The organism is Roseomonas sp. SRI_022, assembly GCF_057586215.1.
In genome coordinates this window covers 65,943-89,586 of record NZ_JBYCZL010000017.1, presented here as the reverse complement: position 1 = coordinate 89,586, position 23,644 = coordinate 65,943, and the positions used below count along the sequence as shown (strand labels likewise).

Sequence of the window (23,644 nt, the reverse complement as noted above, 5' to 3'; positions counted from 1 at the left end):
TCGGCGGTGACCTCACCGCGGCGCAGTCAGTGAACTACGCCACCGGTCCGGGTTGATGGCGGCAACGCCAGGCTTGGCAATCAGACGCCCGGCGTGCGCGGCGAGATCCATCACGATCTTCAGCAGGCGCGCATCCGGCCGCGCCGCGATATGCTGTATCGATCCGACAAGCGAGACAGCGGCGATGACGATCCCGTGGTCATCCCGAACCGGTGCCGCCAGTGCGTTCACGCCCAGCAGCACCTCCTCCGGCGCGACGGCATAGCCCTCGGCCCGAACACGCGCGATCTCCGCCCTCAACGCCTCCGCGCCCGTGATGGTATGCGCCGTGAAGGCCGGCAGCGGCGATGCCAGCAGACGATCCAGCAGACCGGCGCCGCCATAGGCCACAAAGACCTTTCCCTGAGCGGAGGCGTGCAACGCCAGGCTGCTGCCGACCCGAACGCCGATATCGACGGCCTGCGTGCCGGACATGGTGGCGAGCACGAAGGCGCCCTGCGGCGTCGGCGTGCTGAGCACGACGGCCAGGCCCGACGCGTCACGCGCCTCGCGCAAGGCCGGCTGAATGGCTGTGGCTAGATCCTGGCCGCCAGGCGCCATGCGGGCCAGGAGGAACACCCTGGATCCCAGGCGGAAGCGGCTGGAGACCGGATCCTGCACCAGATAGCCGCGTTCGAGCAGCGTATGCAGGTGGCGGAAGGCGGCGCTTTTCGCGATGCCAACCGCGGCGGCGACCTGCGTGACCCCGATCGGTTCCTCGGCGAAGGCCACGACCTCCAGCACAGCCAGCACCGTATCGGCCGCCTGGACGCCCGTCGTCAGCCTCGGTTTCGATCCCTGCATCGCTTCGTCCAATACCCGACTGTTCGCCAGTGAAGAACAACAGCACGCGCCGGCCTGGTGTCAAGGCTCCGGTCAAACTGTACCGAGAGGCCATTATTCATCTGATAATTAATAAGAAAGATGGCCGGCCTGCCACTCGTCACCGATATGATGCTTGACACGGCGAGGCGCGTGAAGTTCTCTATACGGGAACGATGTTCGCGTAGGAGGAACGTCAATTGCAGCAAGCAAATCTCGGGTCCGTGCCTGCGCTTGCTCCCGCGGTGGCGCCCGTGCGGGGCCTCCCGGCATGACCGTCGCGCTCGACATCGCGATCGGCGCGCTGCGGCTGAAGAACCCGGTCATCGCCGCGCCGGCCGAACACATGGTGGATGCCGAAGGCGTGCGTGCGGCGATCCGTGCCGGCGCCGGTGCCGTCGTCATCAAGTCCACCAATGAATCGGACGCCGCGAAGGATCAGCTCCAGCGCGCGGAATACGTCGCGCTGGATGAACGCTGGCAGCCCGTGCCGTGGGGCGCGCAGGCGCCGCGTTCCGTCACCCTCGCGACGCGTTCGGGCCTGTCGCCGCAGCCCTTTGACGCCTGGCTGGAATCCGCGGTCGCCTTGGACCGTGAGGCGCGGGCCAGCGACACGCTGCTGGTGCCGAGCCTCATCCTCGGTGCGATGGATCCGGCGCTCGCCATGGCGCGGCGCGTCGAGCAGGCGGGGCTCCGCGTGCTCGAATTCAATATCGGCACGCCCTATGCCAGCCAGGCCGCCAAGGGCGCCGTCGCGACCGAGCTTTCCCCCGCGCGAGTGGCCGAGATCGTCGGCCAGCTTCGCGCCACGGTCTCGCTACCGGTCTGGATCAAGATCACCGGGCAGAGCGAGCGCGTTCCCGAGCTGGCCGAGGCGGCCTTCGGGGCGGGCGCGCAATCGGTCGTCATGGCGGGCCGGCTGCTCGGCATGGTGCCGGATCTCGACACGCTGGCACCGATGCTCGGCACGAGCCTTGGCATCGGCGGCTTCTGGAACCTGCCGCTGACCTGCCATTGGCTGGCGCTGTCCCGCGCACGGCTTGGTCCGGACGCGTCGCTCATCGGCATCAACGGCGCGCAGGACGGGCTGGATGTGGCGCGCATGATGCTCGTGGGCGCGTCAGGTGTGGGCATTGCCTCCAACGTCATGCTGCGCGGCTTTGGCGTATTGACCGACGCGGTGGCGCAACTCGCTGGCTACCTGGAACGCAAAGGTCTGACGGCCGAACAGATCGTCGGCCGCGCCGCGGACGTGCGGCGCAGCTTCGCTGACATGCCGCTGCGCACCGATCATTGGCGCGCATTCATCCCGCCGACGGGCGGGCAAGACACGAAGGAACGCTGAAGTCATGCCGGAAAGGACTCCTCCTATCCCCACGCTTTCTCGCCGCGGGGCGTTCGCCGCGGGTGTGCTGCTTGCCGCACCTGCCCTGCTGCGCGCCCGCCCAGCCGGCGCCGTCGAGGGTTGGCCCGATCGCCCGCTGCGTCTCGTTGTCGGCTTTGGGCCAGGCGGCGCGGGGGATCTCACGGCCCGGCTGATCAGCCCCAAGCTCGCGGAATCGCTTGGCCGTCCTGTCGTCGTCGAGAACCGGCCGGGCGCGGGCAGCATCGTTGCGGCGGAGTCGGTCGCCCGCGCGCAGCCGGACGGCCACACATGGCTGCTCGCCACCAACACCACCGCGACGGCACCGGCGCTCTACAACCGCCTGCCCTTCGACCCGATGGCGGATTTCGAGCTGGTTTCGCGCGTTTCCTTCTTCGACCATGTCATCGCCGTCACGCCGAACTTGCCGGTGCAGAAACTGTCTGACCTGCCGGCCTATGCGCGGGCCAATCGGGGCAAGCTCAACATCGGCTCGATCAGCGTCGGCAACGCGACGAACCTGGGCGCGGAGCTGCTGCGCAGCATGCTCGGTCTGCAGGATGCGACGCTCGTCACCTATCGCAGCACGCCCGAATTGCTGAACGCCACCGCGACGGGGGAGGTGCAGGTGGCTTCCGAGATCCTGCCGCCGGCCCTGCCTCAGATTACCGGCGGGCGCATCCGCGCCATCGCGATCGCAGCACCCGAACGCTTCGCCCGTCTGCCCGATGTCCCGACATCCGCCGAGAGCGGGTTGCCGGGCTACATCGTGCGGTCCTGGAACGGCATCGCACTGCCGGCGCGCACGCCGCGCTCCATCGTGGACAGGCTCAATGCGGAACTGAACCGCATTCTCGGCCTGCCCGATGTCCGCGACAGGCTGCTCGACATGGGCGTCAGCCCGAGCCCGACGACGCCCGAGGCGTTCCGCGCCTTCTTCGTCGAGGAAGCCGCACGCTGGTCCCGTGTGATCGCGGACGCCGGGATCGAGAAGCAATAGGCAACCACTGGAACAATCGGCGTAGAGGAGGAGGAAGCATGACCAAGCAAGACGGGCGCGCGACGCCCTGGCCCGTGCAGCCCGCAATGCGCCGCCGCGCGGTATTGGTCGCGGGCGCAAGCCTGCTCGCCACGCCGGCGCTGGCGCAACAGGCGTGGCCATCGCGGCCGATCCGCTGGATCGTGGGCTTTGCGCCGGGCGGCGTGGGCGACCTGACCACCCGCCTGGTCGCGGCGAAGCTGGGCGCGGCGCTCGGCCAGACGGTCGTGGTGGAGAACCGTCCCAGTGCGGGCGGCATCGTCGCGGCGGAAACCGTGGCGCGCGCCGCACCGGATGGCTACACGCTGCTGCTGCTGACCACCACCGATTCCACGGCCGCCGCGACCTATCAGCGCTTGCCCTACGACATCATGCGCGACCTGGAATTCGTCGGTCAGATGTCCTTCTTCGACCATGTGTTGGTCACCGGCGCCAATTCACCCTACCGCACCTTGGGCGACGTGGTTGCCGCGGCGCGGGCGCGCCCGGGCAGCATCAATCTCGGCTCCATCGCGGTGGGCAATGCGCAGCATCTGGGCGCCGAACTGTTCCGCAGCATGACGGGCACCGAGATGGTCACCGTTCCCTATCGGAGCACGCCGGACCTGCTGAACGCCACCTCGACCGGCGACGTGCAGCTGGCCTCCGAGATCCTCGCGCCGGTGCTGCCGCAGGCGACGGGCGGGCGGCTGCGGGTGCTCGCCGTCGCCGCTCCGCAGCGCTTCTCCGGCATGCCGGATGTGCCGACGGCAGAGGAAGCCGGCGTGCCGGGCTATGTCGTGCGATCCTGGAACGGCATCGCCGTGCCCGCCCGCACGCCGAGGCCGATCGTGGATCGGCTGAATGCCGAGCTGATGCGCGCCGTGGCCCTCCCCGAGATCCGCCAGAAGATGCTGGAACTGGGCGTGCTTCCGGCGGAGGGCAGCACGCCCGAGAACTTCCGTGCCTATGTCGCGCAAGAGAATGCGCGCTGGGCGCAGGTGGTCGCGCAGGCAGGCATACCGCGGCAGTAGGCCGCGGTACTGGATGAGGATCGATTGCCATGTATGACGCTTCCGACCCGCGTGCCGCCCTGGCCGGTGCCCCCACAACCCGTGCGGCTGCGACCGAGTTCGCCGGCGCCGAGATTGCTCGCTTCTATGAGGAACCGCCGCAGGAAAGCGGACCGGCGGGCGACACCTGGTATGTGCGCGGCCAGAATTTCCTGGTCGCCTATACGCGCGCCAAGCCGGGGGCGGTGTTGTCGCGCGGCGCGCAGGCGGACGAATACGTGGTCCTCCTGCAGGATCCCGGAACCTCGGTGGTGATCGAGGCCGGCGAACAACGGGAGGACGTGCCCGGCTATTCCCTCGCGGTGGTGCCGCCTGGCGCGAGCCGCGTCACCGTGCCGGCGGGCGGCGAGGTGGTTCGCATCTTCAGTACCCAATCGGACGATCTGGCCGCGAAATGCAGCAACGCCACCTCCTACGCGAAGCCGCATCCGAACCTGCCGCCCTTCGCCCCCTGGCCGGCGCCGCGCGGCGGATACCGCGTCCGCGCCTACAGCCTGGACGTGCCGCCGGAACCGGGTCGCTTCGGTCGGATCTTCCGCTGCAGCACGCTGATGGTGAACCTCATCGACCCCTATGAGGGGCCGCGCGACGTCACCAGGCTCTCGCCGCATCACCACGACGATTTCGAGCAGGGCTCGCTGGCGCTGAGCGGCGCCTTCGTCCACCACCTGCGCTGGCCCTGGACGGTGGATATGACGCAGTGGCGCGAGGACCTCGCAGCGCATTGCGCCTCACCTTCGGTCTGCGTGATCCCGCCGCCGTCCATCCATACCAGCCGCGGCGTGGATGCGGGCGTGAACCAGCTGATCGACATCTTCTCTCCGCCACGCATCGACTTCTCGGAGAAACCGGGCTGGGTGCTGAACGCGAATGACTATCCGATGCCCGGCCAGGGCTGAGCACCGTTCCGTTTCCATACTTCATCGGAGGACTCCGCATGTCCGCCACCGCTGACGACCTCGATGCCCGCATCGACCGCATCCTGGTCGGTGCCATCGACCCGCATGTGCATTCCGGCCCGTCCATCGCGCCACGCGCCATCGATCATCTCGAACTGGCACGCGCCTACGAGAAGGCCGGCTTCGCCGCGGTGATCACCAAGGATCACGACTACAGCGGCGTGATGACGGCGGCGCTCATCGCGCGCCACAATCCCGATCTTCGCACGAAGGTGTATTCCAGCCTGGTGCTGAACAACGTGGTGGGCGGCATGAATCCTTACGCCGTCGAGCACCACGCGGCGATGGGCGGCAAGATCGTCTTCATGCCGACCCTGGCCGCGGAGAACCATCTGCGCTGGGAGAAGTCCTCCAACTGGAGCCATCCGGCCTCGACGCAGAAGATGCGGCCCGCCGCGCCGGTCCCTGTTCTGGATGCGAATGGCAAGGTCCGCGACGACGTGAAGGAGGTGCTGGACATCGTCGCCCGCACCGGCATGGCGCTGGCCAGCGGGCATATCCATGTCAGCGAAACCTGGCTGGTCTTCGAGGAAGCGCAGCGTCGTGGCGTGAAGCGCCTCGTCTTCACGCATCCCGAGGAGATCGTCGGCGCGAGCCTCAACGATGTGCGCGGCATCGCGGCGATGGGCGCCTTCGTCGAGCATTCGCTCTGCATGTTCATCGAGGGATCGAAGTTCAAGGTCTGTGAGGAGGAGGCGCTGCGCGGCCAGATCGACGCCGCCGGGATCGGCCAGACGATCCTCGCCTCGGATCTCGGCCAGACCGGGACGCTGACGCCGCTTGAGGGCATGCGGCGCGGGGTCCGGCTCTGTCTCGACCTCGGCTATGGCGAGGCGGACATCCATCGCATGGTGTCGAGCAACGCTGCGCGGGCTTTCGAGCTCGAGGCGGAGGTGGCGGCGGCGACCGCCGGCTGATCCGGTCGCGGCGAATCAGGCGCCCTCGCTTGCTCCTTGCGGCATCCCGGCCAGGACGTCGAACACGCGTGCGCCGACCCCTGCCGGCATCGGCGCCAACCAGGGCGATGCCCGCAACGTCGCCTCGGCATCCGCCCGTCCGCGCGCCCAGCGCGCTTCCATCACGCGCCGGCTGAACGCGTAATCCTTGGCGTGGCCCTGGCCTTCGCGCGGACGGTCCACCAATCCGACGATGTCCATGGTGGTGACGCAGCCGAAGGCGTAGAGGAACTGCGCTTCCGGCGTGGCGCGCAGCGGTTTCGGCAGCTTTTCCCAAAGCTCGTTGATGTTGTGCCGCACGTCGTGGATCTGCCGCAGTTCATCGGTGACCATGCGGGTGCGGCTGGAGAAGCGGATGTCCTTCTGCCTCTCCCAGGTCTCGCCGAGGGTGGCAGGCACCGGGCCCCCCGCGGGGAACAGGTCCACCTGAAACACCAAGCGGCTGCGCCGCGGCACGCTGGTCAGCACGTGCTGCAGCGGCGTGTTGGAGACGAGCCCGCCATCCCAATAGTGTTCGCCCCCGATCTCGACTGCCGGGAAGCCCGGGGGCAGGGCGCTGCTTGCCATCACATGCTCGGGCCGGATGGTGATCTCCGCATTGTCGAAATAGGCGAAGTCGCCGCTGCGCACGTTCACCGCACCGACGCTGAAGCGGGTCTCGCGGGCATTGATGCGATCGAAATCCACCAGGGATTCCAGCGTCCCCTTCAAGGCGCCGGTGTCATAGACACTGGCCGGCATCTGGCCGAACAATCATTCGGCCGGTGGCCGCGGGGCGAAGAAGCCGGGCTGGCCATACAGCATCGCGGCGGTGGCGGCGGCCAGCCGGTCGTCGCCCCAGCCGGCGCCCGACGCGCCGTCGAACAGGCCGCACCAGGACGTCGCCGGCGCGGTGACCCGCTCCCAGAATTGCCGCAGCCGCGCGACGCGCTGGTCCGGCGCATTGCCGGCGATGATCGCGGCATTCACCGCCCCGATGGAGATGCCCGCAATCCAGTCCGGCAGGTATTCGGATGCCGAGAGCGCCTCATAGACGCCCGCCTGGTAGCTGCCGAGCGCGCCGCCGCCCTGCAGGACGAGCGCGACCTTCTTGTCGTAGGAGGAAGGCCGGGCCGATGCCGTCGCGGTGCTCATGGGCGAAATCTCCATCTGGCCGGGCGCGCGCATCGGTGCCGTCTCGCTGGCGCCGTCCTGGCGGCAATCCCGGCGCCGCTCCTTCAATCGTCCCCGGCACGGCTTCCGCCCATCGGGGCGCCGCCCTGGGCTGCGGTGCCTTCGCGTTCCATCGTCGCCTCGGCCTCCAGGCTTCCCATGTCTCGGCCGACCGAGGCCATTGCGAGGATCGTCCCGTCGCGACGATAGCGCAGCACGGCGTTGTGCGCGGCCACGTCGCCTTCCACCTCGATCGCATCCCAGCGCGCGGCGTGGCCGACATAGTTGATCGCGCTGTCGTAGTGCTGGCTCCAGAAGAACGGCGGCGCCGTGAAGCGCGCCCGCCCGGGGACGAGCATGTTCAGCGCGGCGACCTGGCCCTGCCGCTGCGCGACCACCCAGTGTTCGATGCGGATCCGCTCACCCGTGCGGGCATCCGGCCATCGGGCGATGTCGCCGGCGGCGAAGATGCCCGGCGCGCTGGTCTCCAGATGGTCGTCCACCAGCACGCCGTGATCCACCGCCAGCCCGGCGCGCTCGGCGAGTTCGGTGCGCGGCCGGACGCCGGTGCCGAGGACCACGAGATCGGCGGCGAGGCTCGCACCGCCCGTCAGGCGAACCCGCCCCGGCTCGATGGCCGCCACGCCGTCCTCCAGATGGAAGACGACGCCGTGCTCCTCGTGAAGGCGGCGCACCATCTCGCCGAGTTGCGGCCCGAGGATGCGTTCGAGCGGCTGTCGTTCGGGTGCGATGACATGCACGTCGAGACCGCGCGCCCTGAGCGCGGCTGCCACCTCAAGGCCGATGAAGCCCGCCCCGACCAGCACCGCGTGCCGCGCGGCCTTCGCGGCCTTCACCAAGGCGCGGCTGTCGCGCAGGGAGCGCAGGGTGTGCACCTGTGGCCCATCGGCGCCGGGGATCGGTGGCCGGATGGGCTCTGCGCCTGTGGCGAGCAGCAGCCGGTCGAACGGAACCTCGGAGCCACCGTCGAGCAGCACGCGCCGGCCGGCGACATCGATCTTCTCCACGGCCGCATTCAGGCGCAGGTCGATCGCGTGCTCCGCGTAGAAGCCGTCCGGACGCAGGGGGATCCATTCCTCCGGCGCCGTCCCGGCCAGGTAATCCTTCGAGAGGTTCGGTCGGTCGTATGGCGCGGCATCGTCCGCGCTGAGCATGGTGAGACCGCCCGCATAGCCCTCGCGCCGCAGTCGTTCGGCCGCGGCGAAACCGGCGGCGCCACCGCCGACGATGACGATGCGTCCGGGCGCCGCCCCGGATGCACGCCGCGCGGCCGGCTGCAGCTTCTCACGCACGAAGGCCCTGCCGTCGCGCTGTTCCACGCGCCAGCAGGCGATGGGGTCGAAGGCCGGTGCCCACACCGCCTCGCCGCTGCGTAGGCTGAAGCAGGCATGGTGCCACGGGCAGCGCAGCGTCTCGCCGACCACGAGGCCCTCAGCGAGCGGCCCGCCGTAATGCGTGCAATGGGCGCCGACCGCGAAGACCTCGGCGCCGCGGCGGATCAGGAGCACGGCCTCCTCCCCGACATGCCCGGTGAGCATGCCGTCCTCGGGCAGGTCGGCCAGGGCGACGCCTTGCGCCAGGTCCGGGCCGGTGGGTGCCGTCTGCTCTCCGCCCATGGGGGCCTCCTTCATGCCGTCGAACGCCACTGCGGGGCAGGGCGCGGCCTCGGGGCTGGCGTCGCTGATCCGCGTGCCTCACCCGTGCATCGGCTTTGATGCACCACCTTCCGAATATGTTCCGGGATATGCCCGGGAACAGGTACGGGCATCGCGGCATCCAATGCATGGCCAACGAAGGCCGGCTACGACATCAGGAGAATTGGCATGGATGCCCTCGCCACGACGATCGAGACCACGACCGACGCCCGCCCGTCACGCCGCGAGGCCGAGGCCGCGGTGCGGACCCTGATCCGCTGGGCCGGTGACGATCCGGGCCGCGAGGGGCTGGCCGACACCCCCGACCGCGTCCTGCGCGCCTATGCCGAATGGTTCGGTGGCTATGAGGAGGACCCGGTCGCCCTGCTGGAGCGGACCTTCAGCGAGAGCGCCGGCTATGACGACATCGTGCTGCTGCGCGGCATCCGCTTCGTGTCCCATTGCGAACACCACATGGCGCCGGTGACCGGGCGGGCGCATGTCGCCTACCTGCCTGGCGCCCGTGTCGTGGGCATCTCGAAGCTGGTCCGCATCGTCGAACTCTATGCGCGGCGCCTGCAGATCCAGGAACGGATGACGGCCCAGATCGCCGACGCCATAGAGACGACCTTGCGGCCGCGCGGCGTCGCCGTGGCGATCGAGGCTACCCATGGCTGCATGGTGACCCGCGGCGTCCACAGGCCCGGCACGGCGATGGTCACGAGCCGTATGCTCGGCGCGTTTCGCGACCATGCCGGGACGCGGGCCGAATTCCTCGCCGCGATCGGGCTTGGGCGGCAGGGACAGGAAGGCGCGGCCGGGAACCTTTTCGGCTGACGGGCATCGAATGGTACGGCATGCGAGGAGCGAGCCGATGCGAGGACAACAACAGCAGCCTCCGGACGGCGCCGGGGCCGATTTGCCGGAAAGCGAGTTGGTCAGCCGCGCCCGCCGCGGCGACCCGGCGGCGTTCCGCGAAATCATCCGGCGCAACAACCGCCATCTGTTCCGGGCCGCGCGCAGCGTGCTGCGCGACGATGCGGAGGCCGAGGACGCGGTGCAGGAAGCCTATCTGCGCGCCTTCCAGGCGCTGGGCGGCTTCCGGGGAGATGCCAGTCTCTCGACCTGGCTGACGTGCATCGCGCGCAATGAGGCGCTCGGGCGCCTGCGCCGCCGGCGGAGCACGACTGGCCTGGAGGCGATCGAGGCGGCGCAGCAGCGCCAGGGAGCATCCATAGTCATGTTTCCGACGGTGCAGGGAGGCGACCCCGAAGGTGCCGCCGCGCGGCGCGAGATCCGGCGGTTGCTGGAGGAGGCGATCGACGACCTGCCGGACGTATTCCGGCCCGTGCTCGTCGCCCGGGATGTCGATGGACTGAATGTCGAGGAGACGGCGGAGATCCTCGGGATCCGGCCGGAGACGGTCAGGACGCGGCTGCACCGCGCGCGGCGGATGCTCCGCGCGGCGTTGGATCAGCGGCTCGGCGACACGCTGCGCCACGCCTTCCCCTTCGACGGGGCACGCTGCGACCGGATGACGGCGGCGGTCCTGGCACAACTCGGCCTCGGCCCGCCGCCGCCATAGAGTTTATCGATCCGGCTGGCGCGGCGCGTGGGAATGCGCCGTCCGGCGCATTCTCGAACAGGCTCTCAGCGCAGACGGTCCTGCGCGCGCTGGATGCCGGCGTTGGCGCATTCCTCGTCGATCTGCCCGCTGGGTGCGCCACCAACGCCGACGGCGCCGATCACCTCATCGCCCGCGCGCACAGGCACGCCGCCGCCGAGCAGCAGCACGCCCGGCAGGTCCACCAGGTTCCGCGCGCCGGGATTGTCGATCGTCGCCTGCTGCAGCGCCGAGGTCGGGCTGCGCATGGAGGCGGAGGTGAAGGCCTTGCGCACGCTCGATTCCACCGTATGCGGCCCGGCGCGGTCGGCGCGCAGGCTCGCGCGCACGATGCCGGCACGGTCCACCACCGTCGCCGTGACGTTCATGTTGCGCGCGGCGCAGGCCTCGACGGCGCCGAGCGCGATCGCCTGCGCTGCGGCGAGCGAGATGTTGCGTTCCTGCAGGACCTGCGCCTGGGCGGCGCCGGTGCCGATCAGCAGGGCTGCGGCGGCGAGGGTGGTGCGAAGCGTCATGGCCGGTCTCTCCATTGCTGCGGCAAGGCTGCCGCGCCGGGCCGGACCATGCCGAAGCGCCCCGGCGCGCGGTATCGCGACCGCCACGGGCCATCCTCCGTAGCGCTACGGAGGCGCCTGCCCGCCGAGCAGCACCAGCCGCGCCATCTCCGCCACCGAGGCAGTGCCGAGCTTGGCGGCGATGTTCGCCCGATGCGTCTCCACCGTGCGCGGCGAAAGGTCGAGCGCGCGCGCGATCTCCTTCGTCGCATGGCCGAGGCCGACCAGGTGCAGGATCTCCGCCTCGCGCGCCGTCAGCCGGGCGAGCAGCGTGCGCGCCTCGGCCCGCTCGGCGTCACGCGCGCGGGTGGTGTCGAGCCGCGTGAAGGCGGCGCGCACCGCTTCGATCAGCGCCTCCTCATCCACCGGCTTGGTCAGGAAATCCACCGCGCCGGCCTTGAAGGCGCGGCGGCAGGCCTCCAACCCGCCATGGCCGGTGAGCAGGATGACCGGCCAGTCGCAGCCCTGCGCGAGCAGCCGTTCCTGCAACTGCAGCCCGGACATCACCGGCATCCGCAGGTCCAGCACCAGGCAGCCCGGTGGCGCGCTGGGCAGGCGGGCGAGGAAGGCGCCCGGATCGGCGTGTTCCTCCACCGTCATGCCGACGGTGCGCAGCAGCAGCGCCAGCGCGCCGCGCACCGCCGCGTCGTCATCCACCAGATGCACCACCGGCTGCGTCATGCTGGCGCGCCCGCGAGCCGCACCACGAAGCGCGCGCCGCCGCCCGGCGCGGCGGCCGCCTCGATGCTGCCACCCATGCGCTCGACGAGCGTTCGGCAGAGCGGCAGGCCGAGGCCCATGCCGCCCGGCTTGGTGGTGAAGAAGGTCTCGAAGAGGCGATCACGGATCGCCGGCGGCAGGCCCGGGCCGGTGTCCTCGACCGCGATCTCGGCGCCGCCGCCGGGCAAGGGCCGGGCGGCGAGGCCGACGCGGCGCGGCACGCCGGCAGGATTCTCCTCCATCGCATCAGCAGCGTTGCGAAGAAGGTTGTGCACCACCTGTTCCGCCTGCACCGGTTCGACCAGGGCGATGGGGGAAGGTTCGGGCAGGTCCAGCGCGACCTCGACGCCGCGCGCCTGCATGTCGCGCGCGTTCAGCGCCGCGACGCCGCGCAGGATGGCATTGATCTTGATGGGGCGCGGCGGTGGCAGGTCGTTCGCCGCCCAGTCGCGCAGTCGCGCGAGGATGTCACCGGCGCGGCGCGCCTGCGCGACATTGGCCTCCAGCGCGCCAAGCAGGGTCGCGGCATCGCCCGCGGCCCCGCGGCGCGCGAGGTGCAGCGCCGCCTGGCTCTGGCTGAGCAGCGCGGTCAGCGGCTGGGTGAGTTCATGCGCGATGCCCGACGCCATCTCCCCCAGCGCATTGACGCGCCCGGCATGGGCGAGGCGCGCCGCCTGCTCGCCGAGCTCGGCGCGGCCGCGCGCTTCCCGCGCCGCCCTGCGGGACCGCGCCAGACCAAGGCCAAGCGCCGCGACCACCGCCGCCGCCGCGCCGAAACCCGCGACCAGCCCCCAGGGCACGAGCGCCAGCAGCGACGGCCGGCGTTCGAGGCGCAGCAGCATGGGCTGGCTGGCGCTGCCGATGGGCGCGGCGAAGGCGAGGGTGACGGCGAGTGGCTGGCCCGGCGGGTCACCCCTGCGCGCGAGCAGCGGCGTGCCGTCCGGCAGGGTAAGCGACAGGCTTGCGCCCGATGCAGCCTCGCCCGTCGCGGCTTCGGCTTCCAGCAGCCGCGCGGCGTCGATCTCGACGGCCAGGGCGCGCGTCGCGAGCCCTTCGCCAACCCGTTTGGCGAGCAGGTAGCGCCCTGGCCCCTGGGGCAATGGCACGGGCATGGCGTCGGTGGCGACAGCCGCTGCTCGGACGGCGTCCGCGGCGCAGGCGCCGTCCGGCGCGCAGTCCTCGCGCGTGGTGAAGGCAAGCGCGGGCGCCTGGCCCGGTGGCAGCGCGACGGCATCCACGGCGAGGATGCGCGGATAGAAGCGCAGGATGCCGTCCGCGACCTGCCGCAGGGCCTCGGCCGTGCCGGGCAGGCCGGCGGCCAGGGCGGAGATGGCGGTCAGATGCGCATCATGCTGGTCGGCGCGCTGCGCGAGCAGGCGTTGCAGGTCGCGCCCTTCCTCCTGCAACCGGGTTTCGGCCTCGGTATGGCGCAGCGCGGTAGCGCCGGCTGCGAAGCCGAGCGTCGCCAGTGCCCAGAGCAGCACCGCGGCGGGCGCGCCTGCCGTCATCGAACCGAACCTCTCGTCTGCTGGCGCCCTCGGCCTGGCGAATTGGGGCGTAGGGTCCGCAGCAGGGCAATACGCACGGCATTCATGGTTCGCGACCCCTCCCTGATCGCCGCTATAGGATGGATCGAGGCGACGTCCCAATGGCATCGGGGGGCGCGGGCTGTGCGGTGGCTGGCTGGCCACCGGCCCCGAAGGGCCGCAGGATCAGCCCTCCGGCGCCGCCGGCATGGTCGCGGCCATGCACGGGCGCGGCCATCCTGCCGACGGACCGATGCATGACCGCACCACCCCTGCCGCCGAGCCTCTACGCCGCCACCGCGCGCCCCGCGCCGATCACGCCTCCGCTCGACGGCGATGCCCAGGCCGATGTTCTGGTGATCGGTGCCGGCTTCACCGGCCTGTCCACCGCGCTGCATCTCGCCGAGGCCGGTGCGCGGGTGATCGTGCTCGAGGCTGCGGAGCCGGGCTGGGGTGCCTCCGGCCGCAATGGCGGCCAGGTGAATCCCGGCCTGAAGCCCGACCCGGATGAGGTGGAGCGCGATTTCGGCCCCGATCTCGGCGGCCGCATGGTGCGCTTTGCCTGGGGTGCGCCGGAGACGACCTTCGGCCTGATCCGCCGTTGGCAGATCGAATGCGACGCGCGCCAGGGCGGCACGCTCCGCGCTGCCTACCAGCCGCGCCACGCGGATGGCGTCAGGCGGTCCGCCGAACAAGGCATGCGGCGCGAAATGCCGGTGACGCTGCTGGAAGGCGATGCGGCGCGGGAGGCAACGGGGCATGACCGCTATCTCGCCATCATGCTGGATGCGAGCGGCGGTGACGTGCAGCCGCTCGACTATGCGCGCGGCCTGGCCGGCGCGGCGCAGCGCGCCGGGGCGGTCATTCATGGTGGCACGCGCATCACGGGGCTGGCACGGGATGCCGGCACCTGGCGCGCGACGACGCCGACCGGCACCGTACGGGCCGACAAGGTCGTGCTCGGCACCAATGGCTACACGGACGATCTCTGGCCGGGGCTGCGGCGATCCGTGGTGCCGGTGTTCAGCTCGATCGCCGCGACCGCGCCGCTGGCGCCCGATATCGTCGCCGGCATCATGCCGCATCGCGGCTCGCTCTACGAAAGCGGCCACATCACGGTCTATCTGCGCGTCGATCAGGCTGGCCGGTTGCTGATCGGCGGGCGTGGGCCGCAGCGGCCGATCGGCGACCATGGCCCGGTGCAGTACCTGATCCGTTATGCCGAACGCCTCTGGCCGCGTCTGCGCGGCGCGGCATGGACACATGGCTGGAACGGCCAGCTCGCCATGACCAAGGACCACTACCCGCATATCCATGAGGCCGCGCCGGGCCTCTATGCCTGCCTCGGCTACAATGGCCGCGGCGTGGCGCTGTCCACGGCGATGGGTGGGGAGATCGCGAGGCTCGCCACCGGCACGCCGGCGCGCGACATCGCCATGCCGGTCACGCCGATCCGCCCCATCGCCTTCCACGGCTTCTGGCGCCTGGGCGTGATGGCGAAAGTGATGAAAGGGCGCATCCGCGACCGCTTCGGGCTGTAGCGGCCGCCGGCTTGCCCGCCCGCGCCTTCCGACGCAGGCTGCCGCCCGCAACGCCGCGCCAGGCGCGCCGCGCGCAGGAGGAAACGCATGGAACTCAAAGGCGCCGTCGCCCTGGTGACGGGCGGCAATGGCGGGCTTGGGCAGCGCATCTGTCACGCCCTAGCGCGCGAAGGTGCGAACATCGCCGTCATGTATGCCGCGAGCCGCGACCAGGCCGAGACGGTCGCCCGTGACCTGGCCTCGACCCATGGCGTGCAGGCCGCGGCCTTCGCCTGCGACATCACCGACGCTGGCGCTGTCGGCCGGCTGGTGGCCGATGTCACGACCCGCTTCGGCCGGCTCGACATCCTCGTGAACGATGCCGCCTTCAACAAGGCGATCCCGTTTCCCGACCTCGATTCCCTGACCGAGGATGTCTGGGAGAAGATCATGGCCGTGAACCTGACCGGCCCGATGCGTCTGACCAAGGCGGTCGCGCCGGTGATGAAAGCGCAGGGGCGGGGTCGGATCGTGAACATCGCCTCGGTCGCGGGGTTGACGCCCACCGGGTCGTCCATCGCCTATGCCGTGTCCAAGGCCGGGCTGATCCACCTGACGCGTTGCATGGCCGTCGCGCTGGCGCCGGAGGTGCTGGTGAACTGCGTCGCCCCGGGCCTGCTCGAAGGGACACGTGCCACCGCCAATCTGCGACCCGAGCAGGTCGAGCGTGCCGCCGCCACCGCCCTGCTGGGCGTGCCGGCGGACAAGGACGATTGCGCGGACTTGGTCGTGACCATGTGCCGGACCGGCACGATGACGGGCCAGACCGTGGTCATCGACGCCGGCCGCGTCTTCCATTGAAGGCGGCGGCGACCACCGCCCCCCGCCCGGCGCATGCCAGACCCGGGCCGGGCGGGCCTTTCCCGTTCCGCCGCCCTGGGCGAGATGTTTCTCCATGACCGCGCCCGGACAGACGATTCAGCGCCTGGATGGGCGCAGCAAGGCCAATCTCTTCCTCCTCGCCACCTGCCAGGCGCTGGGGCAGGCCTGCAATACGATGATGTTCGCGGCCACCGCGCTGTCGATCGTCACCTTCTACCCGAACCGCGATCTCGCCACGTTGCCGGTCACGCTGCAGCACCTCGGCGTCATGCTCTCGGTGTTTCCCGCGGCGATCCTGATGCAGCGGCGTGGCAGGCGGCTCGGCTTCCGCCTGGGGTCGAGCTTCGGCATGGCGGGCGCGACGGTGATCGGCACCGGATTGTACCTTGCGAGCTTCTGGATCATGTGCCTGGGCGGGCTGATCCTGGGCTATTCGGTCGCGTGCCTGCACCAGTACCGCTTCGCGGCTGTCGAACTGGTGCCCGGCGCCTGGCGCGCCAAGGCGATCTCCTGGGTGACGGCAGGTGGCGTGGCCGCCAGCGTGATCGGGCCGGGCCTGGTGCGGCTGACCCACGACCAGATGATGCCGGTCTACCTCGCCACCTACGCGACCATGTTCGTCGTGCATGCGATTGTCTTCGTGGTCGTGTCCTTCATCCGTTTCCCCACGGTGCCGCTTGGGACGCCCGGCGTGGGCGGCGCCGCGCCGGTCGCCCCTGCGCCGCCGCGCCCGCTGTTGCGCATCGCTGCGCAGCCGCGCTTCATCGCCGCGGTGATCGCAGGCATGGTCGCCTTCGGCGTCATGTCCTTCCTGATGAGCGCATCGCCGCTCGCCATCGTCGCCTGCGGGCTTCCGCATACCGAGGCGCATTGGGTCATCTTCATGCACGTCATGGGGATGTTCCTGCCGGCTTTCTTTACCGGCCACCTGATCACGCGCTACGGCACCACCCCGGTGATGCTCTGCGGCATCGCGCTGTTCGTGGTCGGTGTCACGGCGGGGCTCGGCGGCGTCGACGCGTGGAACTTCCGCATCGCCCTGACGCTGAACGGCATCGGGTGGAACTTCCTGTTCGTCGGCGCGACCACGCTGGTCACCACCTGCTACCGCCCTAATGAACGCGGTAAGGTGCAGGCCATGAACGACTTCCTGGTCTTCGGCACGACGGCGAGCGCGTCCTTCCTCGCCGGCTTCCTGCAGGAACGGCTCGGGTGGTTCCCGCTGAACTGGTTCTCGCTGGTGCTGCTGGCGGTGGCGCTGGCCGCCGTTGCCTGGCTCTGGGCGCAGGACCGGCGGCAGGCGGTGGTCGCCGCCTGAACCGGGGCTATCGTGCGAAGGCCCGCGCCGCCAGCGCGGCGGCGTGGTCATGGCCCATGCGGGCATAGGTGAGGGGATGCGCCTTGGCCGGGTCCTGCTCTGCCTCGACCACCAGCCAGCCGGCATAGCCGCCCTTCGCCAGCGCGCCGAACACGGCGGCGAAATCCACCGCGCCGTCGCCGGGGACGGTGAAGACGCCCTCCAGCACCGCGACCAGGAATGGGAGGTCGCGCCGGAGCGCATCCGCCATCGCCACCGCGCGCACATCCTTGCAATGCACATGGGCGATGCGCGCGGCGTGGCGATGCGCCGCGCGGACCGGGTCGCCGCCGGCATAGGTCAGGTGCCCGGTGTCGAGCAGCAGCGCCACGTCCCGCGTCTGCGCCATCAGCCGGTCGATCTCGGCCTCGGCCTGGATCACCGTGCCCATGTGGTGGTGGTAGGCGAGGCGCAGGCCGCGCGCTTCCATGCGCCGTGCCATCTCATCCATGCGCGGCGCCAGCACCGCCCAATCGGCATCCGACAGCACCGGGCGGTGCGACAACGGTGTGGTGCGCTCGCCATGGATGGCACGCGAGACCTCGGCGAAGACGCAGGCGGTGCAGCCCATCGCCTGCAACAAAGCGAGGTGCGGTTCGGCCGCCGCCATCTCCGCATCCACGTCGCGTTCCAGCAGCCGCGAGCCATACCAGCCCGAGGCCAACGCCAGCCCGTGGCGTGCCAGGATCGGCCCCAGCGTCGCGGCGTCGCGCGGGAACTTGTTGCCGAGTTCCACACCAGCGAAACCGGCCTGCTTCGCTTCCGACAGGCAGGTTTCGAGCGGCGTCTCCGCGCCGAGCTCGGGCATGTCGTCGTTGGTCCAGGTCAGCGGATTGATGGCGAGGCGGATGGACATGTCAGGCTCCGAGGTGCTGGCGCGCGCGGTTCGTCTCGTATTCAGCGCGGGCACGCTTTTGGGCGTCATCGCGCGGGGCGGCGGTGACCGGCACATCCCACCAGGCGCCGCCTTCGGCCGTGGAGGTCTGCGGGTCGGTCGCCACCACCAGCACGGTGGTGCGCTTCGCACGCAGGGCGCCGGGCAGGGCGGCTTCCAACCCCGCGATGCCCGCCACCGCGACGGCATCGGCGCCAAGGCTTGCGGCATGCGCAGCGAAATCGACCGGCGGCGCGGCATCCGCCAGCAGGTTGTTGAAAGGCGCACCGCCAGTGCCGCGCTGCAGCCGGTTGATGCAGCCGAAGCCGCGGTTGTCGAGCAGCACGATGGTCAGCTTCGCCCCCAGCGCCACCGAGGTCGCGATCTCGCTGTTCATCATCAGGTAGGAGCCGTCGCCGACCAGCACCACGACCTCCCGCTTCGGCACGGCGAGCTTGGCGCCGAGGCCGCCCGCGATCTCGTAGCCCATGCAGGAGAAACCGTATTCGAGGTGGTAGGACGCCGCATCCGTCGCGCGCCACAGCTTGTGCAATTCCCCCGGCAATCCGCCCGCGGCGCAGACCACCACGCCGTCGCGCGGCATGGCGCGGTTCACCGCGCCGAGCACCTGCGCGTCCGTCGGCAGCGCGCCGGCCTTGGGTGCTGCGGTGATGCGATCGACCGCGTCGTTCCAGCGCGCGGTGGCGGTGCTGGCACGCCGTGTCCAGGCTTCGGGCGCCGTCCAGCCTTCCAAGGCAGCGTCCAGCGCGGCCAGCCCGCGCCCGGCATCCGCGACCAGCGGCAGCGCGTCGTGCTTCGCGGCATCGAAGCCCGCGACGTTCAGCCCGATCAGCCGCGCCTGCCCGAACAGCGCGCGCGATCCGGTGGTGAAGTCTTGCAGGCGCGTGCCGATCGCGAGCACCAGATCCGCCTTGGCCGCCAGCTCATTCGCTGCCGCCGAGCCGGTCACGCCGATCGCGCCGGTGTTGCGTGCGTGGTCCCAGGGCAGGGACCCCTTGCCGGCCTGGGTCTCGGCGACGGGGATGCCATGCGCCTCAGCGAAACGCGCCAGGGCCGCTTCCGCGCCGGCGTACTTCACCCCACCGCCGGCGATGATCAGCGGGCGTTTCGCGCGGCCGATCGCCTCCGCGGCATCGGCAAGGTCGCGCGTGTCGGGTTCCGGGGCGCGCGGCCGGTGCAGGCGGGGGCGGAAGAAGTCCTCCGGCCAGTCGATCGCCTCCGCCTGCACATCCTGCGGGAAGGCGATGGTCGCTGGGCCGCATTCCGTCGGGTCGGTCAGCACGCGCAGCGCGGTGGGCAGGCTCGCGAGCAATTGCTCCGGCCGAGTGATCCGGTCGAAGAAGCGCGAGACCGGACGGAAGCAGTCATTGGCGCTGATCGTCGGATCGCCGAAATCCTCGACCTGCTGCAACACCGGGTCGGGCCGCCGGTCGGCGAAGACGTCGCCGGGCAGGAACAGCACCGGCAGCCGGTTCACATGCGCGACCGCCGCGGCCGTGACCATGTTGGTGGCACCCGGCCCGACCGAACTGGTGCAGGCCATCATCCGCCGCCGCGCATGCGCCTTGGCATAGGCGACCGCGGCATGGGCCATCGCCTGCTCATTATGCGCGCGGAAGGTCGGCAGGCGCTTGCCCGCCGCCTGCAAGGCCGGGCCGAGTCCCGCCACGTTGCCGTGGCCGAAGATGGCGAAGACGCCGCCGAACAGGGGCAAGCGCCTGCCGTCGATCTCCGTCTCCTGCGCCGCCAGGAATCGGACAGTCGCCTCGGCCGCGGTGAGGCGGATGGTCGCCATGACGTTTCCCCCGAGGATTTGACGGCGCAGCAGTGTTACGGATGGATGGTGGGGGCCACAAGCGGGCCCTCGAGGAAACGCCATGCTCACCTTCGCGCAATTCGGTGCCGGCCGGATCGGGGCCATCCACGCCGCCAACCTGGCTGCCAGCGGCCGGGCGCGCCTGGCCCATGTGGTCGACGTGCATGAGGCGGCCGCCGCCTCCCTCGCCGCCCGGCATGGCGCCGAGGCCTCCGATCCGGTGATGGCGCTGCGGGATCCCAAGGTGGGCGCGGTCATCATCGCGTCGTCCACCGACACCCATGCGGACCTGGTGATCGCCGCCGCCAAGGCCGGCAAGGCGATCTTCTGCGAGAAGCCGATCGACCTGTCGCTGGCGCGGGTGGACCAGGCGCTCGCCGCGGTGAAGGCGGCCGGCGTGCCGATGCTGGTCGGCTTCAACCGGCGCTTCGATCCGAGTTTCGCGGAGTTGCACCGCCGCATCCGCACCGGCGCGGTCGGGGAGGTGGAGCAGGTGATCATCACCAGCCGCGACCCTGGCCTGCCGCCGGTCGAATACCTGAAGGTCTCCGGCGGGCAGTTCCGCGACATGACCATCCACGATTTCGACATGGCGCGCTGGATGCTGGGGGAGGAACCGGTCGAGGTTTTCGCCTATGGCGCCGCCCTGGTCGATCCGGCGGTGGCCGCGGTGGGCGACATCGATTCCTGCATGGTGCTGCTGCGTACTGCCTCGGGCCGCATGGCGCATATCAACAATTCCCGCCGGGCTTCCTACGGCTACGACCAGCGCGTCGAGGTGCATGGCAGCCTCGGGCGGCTGATGGCTGGCAACCGCGTGGCGACGACTGTCGAGCAGGCCGATGCGCAATCGGTCAGCAGCGAGAAGCCGCTGCATTTCTTCCTCGAACGCTATGCCGAGGCCTACCGCATCGAACTGGCCGCCTTCATCGACGCGGTGGCGAAGGGCGCGCCCATGCCGGTCGGCCCGCAGGATGGGCGGCAGGCCTTGGTCCTCGCCGAGGCGGCGCTGCAATCGCTGCGCGAGAACCGCCCGGTGCGCGTGGCATGACCGCGCTGCCGACGGTCTCGCTGGCGGGCCGCGTGGTGCTGGTCACCGGCGGCACCCAGGGCATCGGGGAAGGCATCGCCCGCGCCGCGGCCGAGGCGGGTGCTGCGGGCATCTGCATCACCGGGCGCAACGCCGAGCGCGGAGCACGGGTCGCGGACTCGCTCGGCGTGCCCGCCCGCTTCATCGCAGCGGACCTTGCCGATGCCGCTGCGACGGTGCGAATCGTCGACCAGGCGGAAGCCGCCCTCGGCCCAGTCGATGCGCTGGTGAACGCGGCAGGGCTGACGGATCGCGGCACCATCACGGATACGCCGGTCGAGCTCTGGGACCGGCTGTTCGCGGTGAATGCCCGCGCGCCCTTCATCCTGACCCAGGCCGTCGCGCGGCGGCTGAAGGCGCTCGGCCGGCCCGGCGCCATCGTCAACGTCATCACCATGTCGAGCCATGGCGGCCAGCCGTTCCTGACCGCCTATGCGGCGTCGAAGGGCGCGCTGGCGACGCTGACCAAGAACACCGCGCATGGGCTGCGCGCCGACCGCATCCGGGTGAACGGGATCAATCTTGGTTGGGCCGATACGCCGGGCGAGCACGCCATCCAGGCGCGCGACGGCAATCCGCCGGACTGGCTCGACCGCGCAGCACCCGGCCAGCCCTTCGGCCGGCTGATCGAACCACGCGACGTGGCCGGGCTTGCGGTCTACCTGCTGTCGGATGCCGCGGTGATGATGACCGGCGCGCTGATCGACTTCGACCAGAATGTGATGGGAGCCTACGGATGAACGACCTTGCCCGCCGCCGCGACGCGGCCGCCGCCATCGCCATCGACGCGGCCGCGCTGGCCGCGCGGCTGCGCGCGGAAGGCGGTGGCGTCGCCAGCCTGAAGGGCGCGCAGGATTTCATCACCGAGGCCGATGGCGCCACCGAGCGCTTCATCCGCGCCAAGCTGGAACAGGATTTCCCGGGCGAGGCGATCCTCGGCGAGGAGATGGGCGGCACGGTGGATGGCACCGGCCCGCTCTGGGTGCTCGACCCGATCGACGGCACCTCCAATTTCTCGCGCGGTGGGGATCGCTGGTGCGTCTCGATCGGGTTGGTGATGAACGGCCGCGCCGTGGCCGGTGCCATTGCCCGCCATGCGCCCGCCGAGATCTTCGCCGCCGCCGAAGGGCAGGGCGCGACGCTGAACGGCAGTCGGATGCGCGCCGCGCCGACCACGGATATCGGCCGCGCCATCATCGAATGCGGCTGGTCGCTGCGCCGGCCGATCGGGGATTTCCATCGCCTGGCCGCCGGGGTCACGGCGCTGGGCGCCGGGCTGCGCTCCGGCGGGTCGGGTGCGCTCGGGCTGGTGGACAGCGCGGCCGGACGGCTCGACGCCTACCTCGAACTGCACATCAATTCCTGGGATGCGACGGCGGCCATCGTGATCGCGCGGGAAGCCGGCTGCTGGACGAATGATTTCGACAGCGGTGACTGGCTGGCCTCGGGCAACCCCATCGGCGTCGGCGCGCCGGCGCTGGGCTCGACGCTCGCCGCCCTCCTCAAGGCTTGAACGCGGCGCGGGGACAGGGCGTAATCGCTGGCACACAACCGGACCGCGGCAGCAAGCCCGGCCGTGGGAGGTCCAGACGTCATGGCGATTCGCCGCTCGCTCATCCTCGCTGCCGTCGCATTCTCCGCCCTGCTGCCGGGGGCGGCGCAGGCGCAGGGCAACCTGACAGTGTACTGCTCGGTTCAGGAGGAATGGTGCCGCCCGATGATGGCGGCCTTCGAGCGCGCCACGGGCGTGCGCGTGGCGATGACGCGCAAATCCTCCGGCGAGACCATGACGCAGGTGCGCGCCGAGGCATCCAACCCGCGCGGCGACGTCTGGTGGGGCGGCACGGGCGACCCGCACATGCAGGCGGCGCAGGAGAACCTGCTCGCCGAGTATCGTTCCCCGCGCCTCGCGGAATTGCAGCCATGGGCGGTGCGACAGGCGGAGCAGGCGCAGTTCCGCACCGTCGGCATCTATGCCGGCGCGCTGGGGTATTCCTACAACGCGCCGGAACTCGCCCGGCGCCGCATCGCGGCACCACGCTGCTGGGCAGACCTCGCCAAGACGGAATTCCGCGGGGAGGTGCAGGTGGCCGATCCCAATACCTCCGGCACCTCCTACACCATGCTCGCGACGCTGGTGCAGCTGATGGGGGAGGAACCGGCCTTTGCCTATCTCCGCGCACTGCATCGCAACGTGAACCAGTACACGCGGTCCGGCGCCGCACCAGCACGTGCTGCGGCGACCGGGGAGACGCTGGTCGGCATCACCTTCCTCCATGATGCGGTGACGCAGAAGGTCGGCGGCGCGCCCGTCGAGATCGTCGCTCCCTGCGAGGGCACGGGCTACGAGATCGGCTCCATGTCCATCATCCGCGGCGCGCGGAACATGGACAATGCGCGCCGCTTCTACGACTGGGCCCTGAGTGCGGAGGCGCAGGCGATCGGCGCCCAGGCCAATTCCTTCCAGCTGCCGTCCAACCGCAACGCACCGATCCCGCCGCAGGCGCCGCGCTTCGAGGATGTGCGCCTGATCGACTACGACTTCGCCCGCTGGGGCAGCAGCGAGGAACGCACCCGCCTGCTGCAGCGCTGGGAACGCGAGGTGCGCGCCGGCGCGCGCTGA

General features: G+C 70.7%; 23 protein-coding genes. 14 read left to right on the top strand and 9 right to left on the bottom strand.

Annotated elements, in window-relative coordinates; genetic code table 11:
- Positions 1-12 precede the first annotated feature (12 nt).
- Positions 13-855 (bottom strand): IclR family transcriptional regulator, encoded by an 843-nt coding sequence (locus tag AC2YHJ_RS17515; RefSeq protein ID WP_487397378.1) that lies wholly within the window; start codon positions 853-855, stop codon positions 13-15.
- A 277-nt stretch (positions 856-1,132) separates the two neighbouring features.
- On the opposite strand from AC2YHJ_RS17515, the gene AC2YHJ_RS17510 reads away from it, so the two are divergent.
- From AC2YHJ_RS17510 to AC2YHJ_RS17490, 5 genes are read left to right on the top strand one after another with little or no spacing between them, the layout of a single operon-like run.
- A complete protein-coding gene (locus AC2YHJ_RS17510; protein ID WP_487397377.1) occupies positions 1,133-2,206 on the top strand; it encodes a beta/alpha barrel domain-containing protein in 1,074 nt (357 codons plus the stop codon).
- A gap of 4 nt (positions 2,207-2,210) precedes the next feature.
- On the top strand, positions 2,211-3,224 hold the full coding sequence (locus tag AC2YHJ_RS17505) for a Bug family tripartite tricarboxylate transporter substrate binding protein (RefSeq protein WP_487397376.1): 1,014 nt from the start codon (positions 2,211-2,213) through the stop codon (positions 3,222-3,224).
- Between the two features lie 38 nt (positions 3,225-3,262).
- Complete coding sequence (locus AC2YHJ_RS17500) at positions 3,263-4,276, top strand: Bug family tripartite tricarboxylate transporter substrate binding protein (RefSeq protein ID WP_487397375.1); 1,014 nt, start codon at positions 3,263-3,265, stop codon at positions 4,274-4,276.
- A gap of 29 nt (positions 4,277-4,305) precedes the next feature.
- On the top strand, positions 4,306-5,214 hold the full coding sequence (locus AC2YHJ_RS17495; RefSeq protein WP_487397374.1) for a cupin domain-containing protein: 909 nt from the start codon (positions 4,306-4,308) through the stop codon (positions 5,212-5,214).
- 38 nt (positions 5,215-5,252) lie between these two features.
- Entirely contained in the window at positions 5,253-6,191 is a 939-nt protein-coding gene (locus AC2YHJ_RS17490) for a DUF6282 family protein (RefSeq protein ID WP_487397373.1), read from the top strand.
- Between the two features lie 15 nt (positions 6,192-6,206).
- Here the strand turns inward: AC2YHJ_RS17490 and AC2YHJ_RS17485 are convergent, their stop codons facing one another.
- The 3 genes from AC2YHJ_RS17485 to AC2YHJ_RS17475 form a co-directional block, all read right to left on the bottom strand.
- Positions 6,207-6,971 (bottom strand): DUF3734 domain-containing protein, encoded by a 765-nt coding sequence (locus AC2YHJ_RS17485; RefSeq protein WP_487397372.1) that lies wholly within the window; start codon positions 6,969-6,971, stop codon positions 6,207-6,209.
- 12 nt (positions 6,972-6,983) lie between these two features.
- Positions 6,984-7,364, bottom strand: a complete 381-nt coding sequence (locus AC2YHJ_RS17480; RefSeq protein WP_487397371.1) for a patatin-like phospholipase family protein — start codon at positions 7,362-7,364, stop codon at positions 6,984-6,986.
- A gap of 83 nt (positions 7,365-7,447) precedes the next feature.
- The gene (locus AC2YHJ_RS17475; RefSeq protein ID WP_487397370.1) at positions 7,448-9,019 is read right to left on the bottom strand and encodes an FAD-dependent oxidoreductase; all 1,572 of its coding nucleotides are present in this window, start codon (positions 9,017-9,019) and stop codon (positions 7,448-7,450) included.
- A gap of 207 nt (positions 9,020-9,226) precedes the next feature.
- Here AC2YHJ_RS17475 and folE point away from each other — a divergent pair, with 207 nt between their 5' ends.
- Together folE and AC2YHJ_RS17465 are read left to right on the top strand one after the other, a co-directional pair.
- Entirely contained in the window at positions 9,227-9,874 is a 648-nt protein-coding gene (gene folE, locus AC2YHJ_RS17470) for a GTP cyclohydrolase I FolE (RefSeq protein WP_487397369.1), read from the top strand.
- Positions 9,875-9,911: 37 nt separating this feature from the next.
- Positions 9,912-10,622 carry an RNA polymerase sigma factor gene (locus tag AC2YHJ_RS17465; protein ID WP_487397368.1) on the top strand — a complete coding sequence of 237 codons (711 nt, stop codon included), beginning with the start codon at positions 9,912-9,914 and terminating at the stop codon, positions 10,620-10,622.
- A gap of 65 nt (positions 10,623-10,687) precedes the next feature.
- Here the strand turns inward: AC2YHJ_RS17465 and AC2YHJ_RS17460 are convergent, their stop codons facing one another.
- The 3 genes from AC2YHJ_RS17460 to AC2YHJ_RS17450 form a co-directional block, all read right to left on the bottom strand.
- Complete coding sequence (locus AC2YHJ_RS17460) at positions 10,688-11,176, bottom strand: GlcG/HbpS family heme-binding protein (RefSeq protein ID WP_487397367.1); 489 nt, start codon at positions 11,174-11,176, stop codon at positions 10,688-10,690.
- A gap of 105 nt (positions 11,177-11,281) precedes the next feature.
- Positions 11,282-11,896, bottom strand: coding sequence for a response regulator transcription factor (locus AC2YHJ_RS17455; protein WP_487397366.1), 615 nt, complete (start codon positions 11,894-11,896; stop codon positions 11,282-11,284).
- On the bottom strand, positions 11,893-13,443 hold the full coding sequence (locus AC2YHJ_RS17450; protein WP_487397365.1) for a sensor histidine kinase: 1,551 nt from the start codon (positions 13,441-13,443) through the stop codon (positions 11,893-11,895). Before AC2YHJ_RS17450 ends, AC2YHJ_RS17455 begins: the two co-directional genes overlap by 4 nt.
- Positions 13,444-13,718: 275 nt before the next feature.
- Here AC2YHJ_RS17450 and AC2YHJ_RS17445 point away from each other — a divergent pair, with 275 nt between their 5' ends.
- The 3 genes from AC2YHJ_RS17445 to AC2YHJ_RS17435 all read left to right on the top strand — a co-directional run bounded on the left by AC2YHJ_RS17445 (position 13,719) and on the right by AC2YHJ_RS17435 (position 17,181).
- Positions 13,719-15,002 carry an NAD(P)/FAD-dependent oxidoreductase gene (locus tag AC2YHJ_RS17445; protein WP_487397364.1) on the top strand — a complete coding sequence of 428 codons (1,284 nt, stop codon included), beginning with the start codon at positions 13,719-13,721 and terminating at the stop codon, positions 15,000-15,002.
- Positions 15,003-15,089: 87 nt separating this feature from the next.
- A complete protein-coding gene (locus tag AC2YHJ_RS17440) occupies positions 15,090-15,842 on the top strand; it encodes an SDR family NAD(P)-dependent oxidoreductase (RefSeq protein WP_487397363.1) in 753 nt (250 codons plus the stop codon).
- A 94-nt stretch (positions 15,843-15,936) separates the two neighbouring features.
- Positions 15,937-17,181: an MFS transporter gene (locus tag AC2YHJ_RS17435; protein ID WP_487397362.1), complete on the top strand. Its 1,245-nt coding sequence runs from the start codon at positions 15,937-15,939 to the stop codon at positions 17,179-17,181.
- Positions 17,182-17,188: 7 nt separating this feature from the next.
- On the opposite strand, the gene iolE is transcribed toward AC2YHJ_RS17435, so the two are convergent.
- Both iolE and iolD read right to left on the bottom strand, forming a co-directional pair.
- Complete coding sequence (iolE, locus tag AC2YHJ_RS17430; protein WP_487397361.1) at positions 17,189-18,076, bottom strand: myo-inosose-2 dehydratase; 888 nt, start codon at positions 18,074-18,076, stop codon at positions 17,189-17,191.
- 1 nt (position 18,077) lies between these two features.
- The gene (iolD, locus tag AC2YHJ_RS17425; RefSeq protein WP_487397360.1) at positions 18,078-19,910 is read right to left on the bottom strand and encodes a 3D-(3,5/4)-trihydroxycyclohexane-1,2-dione acylhydrolase (decyclizing); all 1,833 of its coding nucleotides are present in this window, start codon (positions 19,908-19,910) and stop codon (positions 18,078-18,080) included.
- Between the two features lie 82 nt (positions 19,911-19,992).
- Here iolD and iolG point away from each other — a divergent pair, with 82 nt between their 5' ends.
- From iolG to AC2YHJ_RS17405, 4 genes are all read left to right on the top strand, one after another.
- Positions 19,993-20,982 (top strand): inositol 2-dehydrogenase, encoded by a 990-nt coding sequence (gene iolG / locus AC2YHJ_RS17420; RefSeq protein ID WP_487397359.1) that lies wholly within the window; start codon positions 19,993-19,995, stop codon positions 20,980-20,982.
- Entirely contained in the window at positions 20,979-21,761 is a 783-nt protein-coding gene (locus AC2YHJ_RS17415; protein WP_487397358.1) for an SDR family oxidoreductase, read from the top strand. The genes iolG and AC2YHJ_RS17415 overlap by 4 nt, the downstream gene beginning before the upstream one ends.
- Positions 21,758-22,534, top strand: coding sequence for an inositol monophosphatase family protein (locus tag AC2YHJ_RS17410; protein WP_487397357.1), 777 nt, complete (start codon positions 21,758-21,760; stop codon positions 22,532-22,534). The genes AC2YHJ_RS17415 and AC2YHJ_RS17410 overlap by 4 nt, the downstream gene beginning before the upstream one ends.
- An 81-nt stretch (positions 22,535-22,615) precedes the next feature.
- Positions 22,616-23,644, top strand: a complete 1,029-nt coding sequence (locus tag AC2YHJ_RS17405) for an ABC transporter substrate-binding protein (RefSeq protein WP_487397356.1) — start codon at positions 22,616-22,618, stop codon at positions 23,642-23,644.

What these genes read in the sequence shown, in the direction of transcription:
- AC2YHJ_RS17495 (WP_487397374.1), top strand. Translation starts at nt 4,306, where the DNA reads ATGTATGACGCTTCCGACCCGCGTGCCGCCCTGGCCGGTGCCCCCACA.
- AC2YHJ_RS17500 (WP_487397375.1), top strand. Translation starts at nt 3,263, where the DNA reads ATGACCAAGCAAGACGGGCGCGCGACGCCCTGGCCCGTGCAGCCCGCA.
- AC2YHJ_RS17440 (WP_487397363.1), top strand. Translation starts at nt 15,090, where the DNA reads ATGGAACTCAAAGGCGCCGTCGCCCTGGTGACGGGCGGCAATGGCGGG.
- AC2YHJ_RS17435 (WP_487397362.1), top strand. Translation starts at nt 15,937, where the DNA reads ATGACCGCGCCCGGACAGACGATTCAGCGCCTGGATGGGCGCAGCAAG.
- iolD (WP_487397360.1), bottom strand. Translation starts at nt 19,910, where the DNA reads ATGGCGACCATCCGCCTCACCGCGGCCGAGGCGACTGTCCGATTCCTG.
- AC2YHJ_RS17410 (WP_487397357.1), top strand. Translation starts at nt 21,758, where the DNA reads ATGAACGACCTTGCCCGCCGCCGCGACGCGGCCGCCGCCATCGCCATC.
- AC2YHJ_RS17460 (WP_487397367.1), bottom strand. Translation starts at nt 11,176, where the DNA reads ATGACGCTTCGCACCACCCTCGCCGCCGCAGCCCTGCTGATCGGCACC.
- AC2YHJ_RS17455 (WP_487397366.1), bottom strand. Translation starts at nt 11,896, where the DNA reads ATGACGCAGCCGGTGGTGCATCTGGTGGATGACGACGCGGCGGTGCGC.
- AC2YHJ_RS17475 (WP_487397370.1), bottom strand. Translation starts at nt 9,019, where the DNA reads ATGGGCGGAGAGCAGACGGCACCCACCGGCCCGGACCTGGCGCAAGGC.
- AC2YHJ_RS17415 (WP_487397358.1), top strand. Translation starts at nt 20,979, where the DNA reads ATGACCGCGCTGCCGACGGTCTCGCTGGCGGGCCGCGTGGTGCTGGTC.
- AC2YHJ_RS17505 (WP_487397376.1), top strand. Translation starts at nt 2,211, where the DNA reads ATGCCGGAAAGGACTCCTCCTATCCCCACGCTTTCTCGCCGCGGGGCG.
- AC2YHJ_RS17450 (WP_487397365.1), bottom strand. Translation starts at nt 13,443, where the DNA reads ATGACGGCAGGCGCGCCCGCCGCGGTGCTGCTCTGGGCACTGGCGACG.
- AC2YHJ_RS17405 (WP_487397356.1), top strand. Translation starts at nt 22,616, where the DNA reads ATGGCGATTCGCCGCTCGCTCATCCTCGCTGCCGTCGCATTCTCCGCC.
- folE (WP_487397369.1), top strand. Translation starts at nt 9,227, where the DNA reads ATGGATGCCCTCGCCACGACGATCGAGACCACGACCGACGCCCGCCCG.
- AC2YHJ_RS17480 (WP_487397371.1), bottom strand. Translation starts at nt 7,364, where the DNA reads ATGAGCACCGCGACGGCATCGGCCCGGCCTTCCTCCTACGACAAGAAG.
- AC2YHJ_RS17490 (WP_487397373.1), top strand. Translation starts at nt 5,253, where the DNA reads ATGTCCGCCACCGCTGACGACCTCGATGCCCGCATCGACCGCATCCTG.
- AC2YHJ_RS17485 (WP_487397372.1), bottom strand. Translation starts at nt 6,971, where the DNA reads ATGCCGGCCAGTGTCTATGACACCGGCGCCTTGAAGGGGACGCTGGAA.
- AC2YHJ_RS17465 (WP_487397368.1), top strand. Translation starts at nt 9,912, where the DNA reads ATGCGAGGACAACAACAGCAGCCTCCGGACGGCGCCGGGGCCGATTTG.
- iolG (WP_487397359.1), top strand. Translation starts at nt 19,993, where the DNA reads ATGCTCACCTTCGCGCAATTCGGTGCCGGCCGGATCGGGGCCATCCAC.
- AC2YHJ_RS17510 (WP_487397377.1), top strand. Translation starts at nt 1,133, where the DNA reads ATGACCGTCGCGCTCGACATCGCGATCGGCGCGCTGCGGCTGAAGAAC.
- iolE (WP_487397361.1), bottom strand. Translation starts at nt 18,076, where the DNA reads ATGTCCATCCGCCTCGCCATCAATCCGCTGACCTGGACCAACGACGAC.
- AC2YHJ_RS17445 (WP_487397364.1), top strand. Translation starts at nt 13,719, where the DNA reads ATGACCGCACCACCCCTGCCGCCGAGCCTCTACGCCGCCACCGCGCGC.